The organism is Bradyrhizobium sp. 62B (genome assembly GCF_030272265.2).
GTDB lineage: Bacteria > Pseudomonadota > Alphaproteobacteria > Rhizobiales > Xanthobacteraceae > Bradyrhizobium.
Genome location: NZ_CP092842.1, coordinates 556,894 through 567,081 on the forward strand (window position 1 = coordinate 556,894; position 10,188 = coordinate 567,081).

At 58.8% G+C, this 10,188-nt stretch carries 4 protein-coding genes and 5 pseudogenes; 3 read left to right on the forward strand and 6 right to left on the reverse strand.

Translation table 11 applies throughout. The features are described from left to right. The first annotated feature begins 72 nt into the window (after positions 1-72). A pseudogene (locus ML401_RS37550) lies at positions 73-1,664 on the forward strand (IS66 family transposase). Between the two features lie 13 nt (positions 1,665-1,677). On the opposite strand, the pseudogene ML401_RS37555 reads toward ML401_RS37550, so the two are convergent. Then, a pseudogene (locus ML401_RS37555) lies at positions 1,678-2,400 on the reverse strand (IS66 family transposase); the annotation flags it as partial. A gap of 508 nt (positions 2,401-2,908) precedes the next feature. Between ML401_RS37555 and ltrA the strand changes: the two are divergent. Further along, positions 2,909-4,210 carry a group II intron reverse transcriptase/maturase gene (gene ltrA / locus ML401_RS37560; protein WP_285812906.1) on the forward strand — a complete coding sequence of 434 codons (1,302 nt, stop codon included), beginning with the start codon at positions 2,909-2,911 and terminating at the stop codon, positions 4,208-4,210. 139 nt (positions 4,211-4,349) lie between these two features. On the opposite strand, the pseudogene ML401_RS37565 reads toward ltrA, so the two are convergent. The 3 genes and pseudogenes from ML401_RS37565 to ML401_RS37575 all read right to left on the reverse strand — a co-directional run. After that, positions 4,350-4,973 (reverse strand): annotated as a pseudogene (locus tag ML401_RS37565) (IS66 family transposase zinc-finger binding domain-containing protein); the annotation flags it as partial. 45 nt (positions 4,974-5,018) lie between these two features. Beyond that, entirely contained in the window at positions 5,019-5,366 is a 348-nt protein-coding gene (gene tnpB, locus ML401_RS37570; protein ID WP_285812907.1) for an IS66 family insertion sequence element accessory protein TnpB, read from the reverse strand. Next, positions 5,363-5,764, reverse strand: a complete 402-nt coding sequence (locus ML401_RS37575) for a transposase (protein WP_285812908.1) — start codon at positions 5,762-5,764, stop codon at positions 5,363-5,365. Before ML401_RS37575 ends, tnpB begins: the two co-directional genes overlap by 4 nt. 77 nt (positions 5,765-5,841) lie before the next feature. Between ML401_RS37575 and ML401_RS37580 the strand changes: the two are divergent. Then, a pseudogene (locus tag ML401_RS37580) lies at positions 5,842-6,123 on the forward strand (transposase domain-containing protein); the annotation flags it as partial. Here the strand turns inward: ML401_RS37580 and ML401_RS37585 are convergent. Together ML401_RS37585 and ML401_RS37590 are read right to left on the reverse strand one after the other, a co-directional pair. Then, positions 6,103-6,406, reverse strand: a pseudogene (locus ML401_RS37585) (IS3 family transposase); the annotation flags it as partial. The pseudogenes ML401_RS37580 and ML401_RS37585 overlap by 21 nt on opposite strands. A gap of 1,614 nt (positions 6,407-8,020) precedes the next feature. Beyond that, on the reverse strand, positions 8,021-8,827 hold the full coding sequence (locus tag ML401_RS37590; RefSeq protein WP_285812909.1) for a LuxR family transcriptional regulator: 807 nt from the start codon (positions 8,825-8,827) through the stop codon (positions 8,021-8,023). Between the last annotated feature and the right edge of the window lie 1,361 nt (positions 8,828-10,188).

Consider the following 10,188-nt stretch of genomic DNA (forward strand, 5'->3'; position numbering starts at 1 on the left):
CACTGCGGCGAAGTGAATCAGTGGGCCTGAAAGGGCAAGAGGAACGGAGCAAAATGTGCTCTGGTCGGGTCGATGTCGCCGCCCGATCTCAACCTCCCGAATGGCGTAGAGATGTTGAAAGCCATGGTGCTTGCCATGGCTGAGAAAGCGGCTCGCGCCGACGCCCTGGAGAGCCAGATCGCCGATCTCAAGGCGAGCAACGCCGATGCCGATGCACGGATCGCGCGGTTGACTCAGATCCTGAAGGCCTCCGACCGCGCCCGGTTCGGCCGACGATCGGAAAGCTCGACCCTGCGAACGAGGACGATAATCAGCAGGCCCTCGTCTTCGAGGAAATCGAGATTGGCATCGCTGCGATCAAGGCCCAGGTCAGCAAGGGCCGTGAGCAAGCGGGCAGCAAGCGCGCACCTCGTCGGCGCAAGGGCTTTGCGCCCCATCTGGAACGGATCGAAACAGTCATTGAGCCGGAAGAGCTGGCTGAGCATGCCGGCAAGCAGAAGGTGTTGATCGGCGAGGACGTGTCGGAGCGTCTTGATGTGGTGCCGGCGAGGTTCCGTGTGATCGTCACCCGCCGTCCCAAGTATGCCTTCAAGAACGCGGATGGCGTCATCCAGGCGCCGGCCCCGGCCCATATCATTGAAGGAGGCATTCCGACGGAAGCGCTTCTGGCCCAGATCGCCGTCGCCAAATACGCCGATGGCCTGCCGCTCTACCGACAGGAGGCGATCTACGCGCGCGATGATGTCGAACTCGACCGCCAGCTGATGGCGCAATGGATGGGCAAGCTAGGCTTCAAGCTCGAGATCGTGGCCGACTACGTCTTCAGCGAGGTCAAGAAGGCCGAGCGAGTCTTTGCCGACGAAACCACCTTGCCGACGCTTGCTCCTGGCTCTGGATCGACGAAGACAGCCTACTTATGGGCCTATGCCCGGGATGACCGAACCTTTGGCCGCGGCGGTCCCCCGATGGTGGCTTATCGCTTCGAAGACAGCCGCTCCGGCGAATGCGCGGTCCGGCATCTCAATGGTTATCGCGGGATCCTGCAAGTGGATGGCTATGCCGCCTATAACAAGCTCGCGCGATCCGATCACGGCAATGATGCCATCACATTGGCTGGCTGCTGGTCACACAGCAGGCGCAAGTTCTACGAGCTGCATGTTGCAGAGAGCTCGGAAGTGGCAACGACGACGGTGGAGCGGATGGCAAAGCTCTGGCAGGTCGAGAAAACCGTGCGCGGTCAAAGCCCCGACGCTCGCGTTGCCGCGCGCCAGGAAGCCTCCGCGGCGATCGTCGCAGATCTTTTCGATCTCTGGCAGCAGACCTTGCCGCGGATCTCGGGTAAATCAAAACTGGCTGAGGCGATCCGCTACGCCGTCTCGCGCCGTGCCATATTCGAACGCTTACTGACCGATGGTCGCATCGAGCTCGACTCCAACATCGTCGAGCGCGCCATCAGGCCACAAACAATTACGAGAAAGAATAGTCTGTTTGCCGGCAGCGACGGCGGCGGACGAACCTGGGCGACCATCGCGACACTGTTGCAGACAGCGAAGATGAACAACGTCGATCCGCTCGCCTGGCTTGCTCTCACGCTTCAGCGTATCGCCAACGGCTGGCCGAGCAGCGAAATCGACGCCCTTATGCCATGGAACCACGCCATCTGACGGCCTCAGCTTGCCGCTTACGCATGTAATTCATGGGCTTCAGGACCTCGGAGGAGCGCGAGAGGGTTTCGCGCTCGCGCAGCAGCCAGGCGTGCATGTCCTCAAGAAGCGGCTTGCTTCTCTCCTGGCGCACGGCACGCCGCTCGTCGGCGCTGCGGCCGTCGATGGCGCGCTCGATCTCGAACAACGCATCGAGGCGTCTGACCGCCTCCAGCGCGATCGGGGAGACCGGTTTACCCTTGCTGCCTTCCCTGGCGTTCTTCTCGATATCGGCCAGCTCGAAGAAGCCCCGCCGCGCATGCGCGAAGCAGAATGCCGACGCGATCGGCGTCGCTTTCCTTTGCGGGTCGAACAACGGCTCGAAGCCGCTATAGCAATCCGCCTGCAGGATACCGGCGAAGGCGGCCAGATGCTTCTGGGGATGCTCGCCCCGTCGGTCGCTCGAGGCGTAATACACCGCAGCCGGCGGCGCCGGCCCACCGTAGGGCCTGTCATCCCGCACATAGGTCCAGATCCGGCCGGTCGTGCATTTGCCCTTCGCCAGGATCCGGATGGTGGTGTCGTCGCCATGAAGGCGCTCGGCCGCGAGCACATGACGCTCGATCAGCTGGAACAACGGCATGACGGCGAAGGTTCCGTGGCCGACCTGGTCGGCCAGCGTCGACAGCGGCAGGTCGATCCGCTCAGCCTTGAAGCGCGCACTCTGGCGGTTGAGCGGGATATGCATGCCGAACTGTGCGTCCAGCGAAGGCTGGCATGTTCAGCAGGAGTAAGTCCTGCCGGGGAAAAAGTTAGCTCCCCGTAGTGTGGATAGCAGAGGAGATAGAAATAGAACCTTTGAAGCCTATCGACAAAACTCCCTTGGGGAGACCACGAGTCATCGGGCCGTATCAAAAGAGAACGCGTTGTGGCCTCGAAAATGCTGAAAACCGAAAGTCGAGCCCGCAGTTTAGGGGCGAAGGCAGCATGATCCGTCGAATGCTAACTGACACGACGGGTCATTTCGGCGGGGTGAAAGCGACAGCACGGTGACAAGGACATGCTGAGCAACTGGAGAAGCCTTCCTCATCCCGGAGAGAAATCGCCGGAAGAAGGTAGGTCGTATAACCGGAGATCCCGGGAAATCGACCGAAGATGAGAAGGTGGCGGCCGGGACTGGAGTAGCGATGAAGCGGAGTAACTCCCGTGGAGCAAAGGGTCCCTGCCATTTGTGATGTCTCTAACGTAAGGAAGGCAAGGACGAGATGATAAAGGCGTCCATCGATTTGCAAGACCTGAGGCGGAGACTATACGTCAAGGCGAAGGCTGAACCGTCCTGGCGTTTCTGGGGTCTATACGTCCACGTGTGCAAGATGGAGACCCTGCGCGCAGCGTGTGAGATGGCGAAAGAAAACGACGGCGCACCGGGAATAGACGGGGTGACGTTCGAAGCCATCGAAGCGCGAGGCGTGGAGTCTCTGCTCGAGCAATTACAAGACGAACTGATCGAGCGCACTTATAAGCCACTTCCATCAAGGAAGCGGGAAATACCGAAGGACGGGGGCTCCAAGGTCCGCGTTCTGTCGATTCCGGCTATCCGCGACAGAGTGGTACAGGGGGCGCTCAAGCTCATACTCGAACCTGTATTCGAGGCGGATTTCCAACCGGGATCGTTTGGATATCGGCCCAAGCGGACAACACATGAAGCGATCAAGCGAGTTGCTAAAGCAATAGCTGAGCGGAAGACGCGGGTTCTCGATCTTGATTTGCGGGCCTACTTCGACAACGTCCGGCATGATCGGATTCTGGAGAAGGTAGCCCTGCGGGTTGATGATGGGGACGTCATGCATCTTCTGCGGCTTATGCTGAAAGCTTCTGGCAAGAAAGGCGTTCCGCAAGGCGGCGTAATTTCACCCTTGCTCAGTAACCTCTACCTCAATGAGGTGGACAAGATGCTGGAGCGAGCACGTGAAGTTACACGTCGCGGCAAGTACACCAATATCGAATATGCACGTTTTGCTGACGATATGGTTGTCTTGATCGATGCCCACCAGCGACATGACTGGCTGCTCGGCGCTATAAACAAGCGCTTGCGGGAGGAGTTCGCCAAGTTACAGGTTGAGGTGAATGATGAGAAGAGTCGCATAGTTGACCTGGCCCGAGGCGAGAGCTTCGGCTTCCTGGGAGTCGACTTCCGCTATCTCCGCAGTCCGCGCGGAGTGATGCGGCCGTATTACACGCCCAAGCTCAAAAAGCGGACGGCGCTTCTGCGGGGGCTCAAGGAAGTGTTTCGCAGCTATCGGTCGCAACCGATTAGTCGGGTGATAAGCCTGATCAATCCAAAGCTCCGAGGATGGGTAAACTACTTCCGCATAGGCGAGTCCAGTAAATGCTTCGCCTACATCAGAGACTGGGTAGAGAGGAAGGTCAGACGCCATCTGGCGAAGGCACGGAAACAAAAGGGCTTCGGCTGGAAGCAGTGGAGTAACTCGTGGCTGTACGACACCTTGAAGCTGTTCAACGGCTACCGGGCGAGTGCCGCCGAAGTAAAAGCTGCTCCAACATGATAGGTCCATAAGCCTTGTCATGAAGCAAATGGGAGCGCGTAGTGCGGGAAATCTGCATGCTGCGTGCGATGTGGCGCGGGCTGGAAACGTGCATGACCGGGAAAACTGGTTAAGCGGCGCGCCAGTCCTCGACCCCACTGTCGAACAGGATCGTCGCCAGCAATTGCGGACCGATGAAGCCGCGCGGCGTGGTATGGAACGGTGCCGGCGGCTGGCTGATCTTCTAGCAATCGCGGCAAGTGAACTTCTCGCGCACGGTCTCAATGACCTTGAACCGGCGCGGGATCTCCTCCAGCGTCTCGGTCACATCCTCGCCCAGCTTCGCAAGGCGCACCCCACCGCAACAGGCGCAGGTCTTTGGTGCCTCAATGACGATGCGCTCGCGTTCGATGTCGTCCGGCCAGGGCTTGCGTACCGGCCGCTTGCGCGTGAAGGCGCGCACGCTCTGGGTTTTCGCCGCGGCGGCCCGCGCGGCAAGCTCGTCCTCGCTCGCCGTGGTGACGAGTTCTTCGAGTTCCAATTCCAATTGCTCGATCAGCCGCGCCGTGCGCTCGGAGCGCTGCCCGTACAGTTCGCGCTTGAGCTTCTCGATCCGCAGCTCAAGGTGCGCGATCAGCGCCTCGTTGGCCGACAGCTCCGCCCGCGCACTGGCAGCATCCGCGACGGCCACATCGCATTTTGCCTGCAAAGCCTCGCGCTCGGCCAGCAGCGCCATGTAGGCACTCGCGAGGTCCGAAGGAAGAGCGCCCGGCTTCGATGTCATGAAGCCATTGAATCAGATCAAACAGCAAACTCAAACCCAAAACGGCTATCCGACCCGCGTCGGACGCTGGGTTTCTTGCGGGTTAGGCCAATCGATTCCGGACAACAGGTAGCTCATCTGCGCCGGCGAGATCGTCACTGCTTCGCCGGCAACCGATGGCCAGATGAACCTTCCTCTCTCGAGTCTTTTGGTGAACAGGCACGCTCCCTGGCCATCGTGCCAGATCACCTTCACAAGATCGCTTCGGCGACCGCGGAAGACGAACAGATGACCGCTGAGCGGGTCTTTGCGCAGTACCTCCTGCACCTGGAGTGCCAGCGAGGGAAAGCCTCGGCGCATGTCCGTGTAGCCTGTCGCGAGCCACACCCGTGCGCCCGTCGGAACCGGGATCATCGGCGGACCAAAGCATCGAGAACGCGACGTAGCGCGTCTCCATCAACCTCGCCATCGACCCGGATGCGGTGGCCGCTACCAAGATCAATCTCGATGATGCCCTCGCTCTTCCGTCGACGCACCGCCGCCGTCGTCAATGACGCTGCGGCCACCTCCCGCGGCGGAACAGACGGCCCAATCTCGACCGGCACGAATGGCGCTATACTCGCTTCACCGTGGTTGCAAAGCTCTTTGCGCCACCTGAACAGCTGGCTCACATGCAGGCCGGCCATGCGAGCCACCTCGGAAACACTGGCTCCAGGCTCGAGCGATGCTGCAACGAGCCGTTCCTTCTCATCCTGCGACCACCGGCGCCGCCGCTCGACCGATGTGATCACCTCCGCCCTCGAAATCGTCATAGCGCTTCTCCTAGGATTACCCCTAGGACCTGCAGCGCTCGCGTCCCTCAAACAAGACGGCCTTTGGCGGAGGGATACGTGCCATCTTCGAACGCTTCCTGACCGATGGTCGCATCGAGCTCGACTCCAACGTCGTCGAGCGCGCCATCAGGCCACAAACAATTACGAGAAAGAATAGTCTGTTTGCCGGCAGCGACGGCGGCAGACGAACCTGGGCGACCATCGCGACACTGTTGCAGACAGCGAAGAAGAACAACGTCGATCCGCTCGCCTGGCTTGCTCTCACGCTTCAGCGTATCGCCAACGGCTGGCTGAGCAGCGAAATCCACGCCCTTATGCCATGGAACCACGCCATCTGACGGCCTCACCTTGCCGCTTACACTTGTGCCGTGGTTGGACACGATCATTCCTGGCTTGTCGCGTCGCTCGACGATCGCCGTCAGTTCGCGGGCGACGCGCCATCCTGAGATCCACTGGAGAACCTGTCTTGCACAAAGTCCAGCGACGGCTCGCGTTGGGCCACGCCTCGACAAGGGTCGTGGCACGGTCCCACGGCTTTGTGGCGAGCCCGCCGCTGGCGGACGGGGGGCCTTCCCCGCGATAAAAGTCACTAGATCCGGTTAGTTGCCGGGGCTCTCCCTCGCTGCCGCGGCTCGGCTAGTGCCGGCTATTCGGCTCGTGGATCGCTCAACCAGCCCGGCAGAGCCGCGTGCGCATGGCGACAGGAGCTAGCGCGATCATCCACTCTTACCCGAGGTATCTGAAACCCACTTGGTAGCCGCACACACCTGGTGGATTAAATCGAAAACCGAACGCGAGCTCCAGGGGATATCAGAAAGCTAAGAGAGACGAATGCGCGGCTGGGCAAGTCAAATAGCGTCCCATTTGCAGGAGATGCTCGCGCCTGATCGCTGTAAGGTAGACACACATGAATGGATCACCGCACCACGATAAGCTCGTGAGAGCCGAGCGATGCAGCGCAATAATCCAGACTCAACTCGTCAAAACGCGATGTCGTGACGGCAGGCGCAGAGCTCGTTTGGTCCGCGGGGCACCATGCTTTGAGAGTTGCATAATGTGACGCTTGTGATTGGGCAAGCCAGACGAGATACAGACATCAAATGCGATCGCGAAACCGCCAAATCGGGTTAGGGGGCTCAAGCTCTATTTGCGCCCTTCCCTTCAAGGGTGAACGAGATGCAGCATCCTGCCCGGGGGGCGACGAATTTACCGAGATGTTGTGGAATAAGGGAACGACCCCGCACGTTCCAATCCACATGGAACACGAGAGGATCGCACTGGCCTGATAGCGAAGGTTTGTCGTTGCCCACGACTGCTGCTTCGGGCGCAGGCGCCCTGAAGGGCGGATCACTAGCTAATGCCATCATCAATGGCGTGGTTACGAGAGGGACAATAATAGAGAGTCATCGAGTTAGGACCCTGATTAGCGCCGGTGACCGAGAGGCAAGCCAAGTTTTCGCGCCTTCTGACGCAGCGACCCAACGGTACGCTTTGTAAGCTTTGCAATTTGAATGACCGGTGTTTTGGCCCTTGAATGGGCGCGGAGTTCCTTCACGTCCGCTCTACTGTACTCGCGTCGCGCAATCTTCTTCTTTACCTGTTTTGCCATACTTGCTCCGGTGTCCTATTTACGCGAACAATATCAGGAAGGCACCGGTCTTGCCAAGGCTTACAAGCACTTCTGGGATGCATTCGCTAGTCGGCGACCGTGCCAGCCTCATTCGTGAAGAGCGGCATGTCTTCGGCGGCATCTTTTATCGCCACCCCGGGGGAAGCGCCTGAATGTGCCAGCGTCGCATTTGCATCATCAGCAAGGATTGATCCGCGAACAGTCGGGACTTGCGAGCGCATGATGGATCGGGAGTATCTGTTCGCAGTCGCATCAACCGTTCCTCTCGCTTGAAAGCAAGTGAGCCTGTATAGCGCGACAATCTGGGTGGGGAGCTTCCACCCTAATTGCCGCGCGGCATGAGCCTGAGAAATCGGGGCGCAGCGAACGTGTTGATCTCCCACGCAAGTTAGGCGGCGCAGTGTCGAGCATTGTAAGCGAACTATCCATCACTTCGGGTGCAAGCTATGGTCGTTCTCACTTAGCCGGACGTGACCAAGCGCAGCGTTGGATCGGTAGCACCGGAATTATTCTCTGAGCAGTTCGCGCGCCGGGCATCCGTCGGATCAGGACCAGAAAAGCTCAGGGGATCGTCTGAACTTGTGGGCACCGGCAGCGGCTATGCTTCATTGCCTTGCCAAAGTACGGTTCTTCGATTTCACTGTATGTCCCTTTGAGAAGCGGCACTCCTCGTTCGTTGGGGAAGCGTAGTGAATAAGGCCGGCGCGGTAGGCTTCTCTGATTGCCACAGTGCGCGTACTTGTACCCATCTTTCGCATGATGTTTTTCATGTGGAAGTCGACTGAATTCCCGCTGATGTGGAGGAGCCGGCCGATATGCCAGGAAGACCTGCCTTCCGCCGCGTGCAAGAGGATCTCTTTTTCACGTGGAGTGAAAGTAACATTCAGATATCGGTTCTCATCTGGTAGGGGCGCGATAAGGCCATAACCGATGTGGAATTGAGAGGCCAGAGCGGCGAGGTGAAGTAAGGAGCCTTTCGGATCAGCCCGATCGCTTTCGGAGGCAAACAGCGCCACGGATACATGGCCCTGCGCTGCGAAAAGGGGAACGCTTACGCCGCGCTTAAAGCCCGCTATTTTGTAGAAATCCAGTGCGCGTTGCTCTTCTGGCAGCAATCGACATCGTGCAGACAGCTCCTCCCAGCATATTGGGCGTGAAAAACGCCGTGATCGATGAATTGCGGGGTCTATATTGCCGTATTCGTGTTCTGCGTAGGGCTTACTCCAGTGGGATGGAAAGTTCGAGGCGATCATGGGGGCAGGACTTTCACGAAGGCGTTTGGGCGGGGCGTATGTTACTGCCGCATATGCTACTGAACCGAAGCCCAGCTTTCCTGCTTTGCTTACCAGCATTTGGAACAGAGGTGAAAGCGACTGCGTGTTGGCTGCGCAATTGATCAAGTCGTAGTTCATAGCTGCCACGCGATGGGTTCATGCTTGGGGAGTTGATTGCGGGGTAGACGAGCGGTCCGACTGATATCGACTGTCATCCGTCTCCCGGTGGCCGCCGAGATGAGGACCAGCGGGCTTGGTTGTAGGTCCTCACTCCGAGACGGTAGTAGCGACTGCCTTTCTTGGCGCTTTGGCATAAGACTGGGTGCGGGCGGTGCCGTCGCTCCTACGGTGTGATGCGCCGCTTGTTCCGACTCGTGCAGGACGAGCGGGATGTATCCGGCGGACCGGCGCTGCGGAAGCCGGCGAGCAAAACTAACGACGTGCTGCCTAAAGGCCCTGCTTTGTTTAAGGCGCGTGCGGCGTCCACATAGGCTCGGATGAACGCAAAGACGTAACTTTTTAGGTAATCGCGAGGTCAGCGTCGCGCGGTTGTCGTGAGCATTCACAACTCTATGACCGGGTTTGACGCGCTTCCTTGCGGTGTTCCTATTGCGTATGCGCCGCTGTTCGGTGTCTGAGTGGGGACAAGCTACGAAGCCATTGCTCATGTGGATCTCCAACGCGTTTATGCTCGGTGAGCAAGTTGCGTGCCGCTGGGTCGACCAGCTGCATGCAGGCGCCATGTTACGATTGTTGTTAAGAATGCCGTGGTGATACGCGTGCTTAGGAGCACAATAGAACTAGCGGGTAATGCACAGCTGATGGGCGAGAGCGGTGACTTCTGTTCTTGAAGATGGAAGTCTTCGCTTGTGATCGCGAGCAGGCGATCACAATGAAACAGGGACTATGGGTCAGCCGAAATGCCCCAAGGGGTATCGATCGGATGCCACGCGAGCGCAGTTGCCCAGAGCTCGCTAACTTCCTGAGGAAATCCGTTATCGCTTAGGAGCGGCTCTGGCCGAGAGACCCTGCTAAGCGGCACGTTTGAATCAGGCGTGTTGATTTGGGTTCCGTTCTCAAAAGACGATCGCCGATCTTCGGGCATGACAGTCGGGCGCGCTGCAACGTTCTATCGTGAGATCTCTTAGCCGCTGCATGCCCGGGCTAAGCGTGGTGCCCGCTCTCAGCGGTATCGAAGGCACCGTCAAGCGGCTAATAACACCAGCGTATACGGTGCTCAGATGCGGCGATTTACGCCGTCTAGCGAGGCCTTGCTTTAGCGGAATATTGGGAGGTAAGCGTCTTGTCAGTCACTCTGCTGAGCCAAGACAAATTGTGAGAGATCAACGCTAGTTATGGAGCGATCTAAAACAAACAGTTGTTGGGACCCAAGGGGCTCTCGCTTTAGCTCATTCAAGTCAGCCGAGCACGGCTGGCGCGGTGAGGTGTTTCGTTTCAGACGAGGAGCACAGAGGTGTGCCCCCAAAAAAACGTCGCAT

Bases quoted from the DNA above. Each gene is read 5' to 3' on its own strand.
- ML401_RS37590 (WP_285812909.1), bottom strand. From the start codon at position 8,827: ATGAACTACGACTTGATCAATTGCGCAGCCAACACGCAGTCGCTTTCA.
- tnpB (WP_285812907.1), bottom strand. From the start codon at position 5,366: ATGATCCCGGTTCCGACGGGCGCACGGGTGTGGCTCGCGACAGGCTAC.
- ML401_RS37575 (WP_285812908.1), bottom strand. From the start codon at position 5,764: ATGACGATTTCGAGGGCGGAGGTGATCACATCGGTCGAGCGGCGGCGC.
- ltrA (WP_285812906.1), top strand. From the start codon at position 2,909: ATGATAAAGGCGTCCATCGATTTGCAAGACCTGAGGCGGAGACTATAC.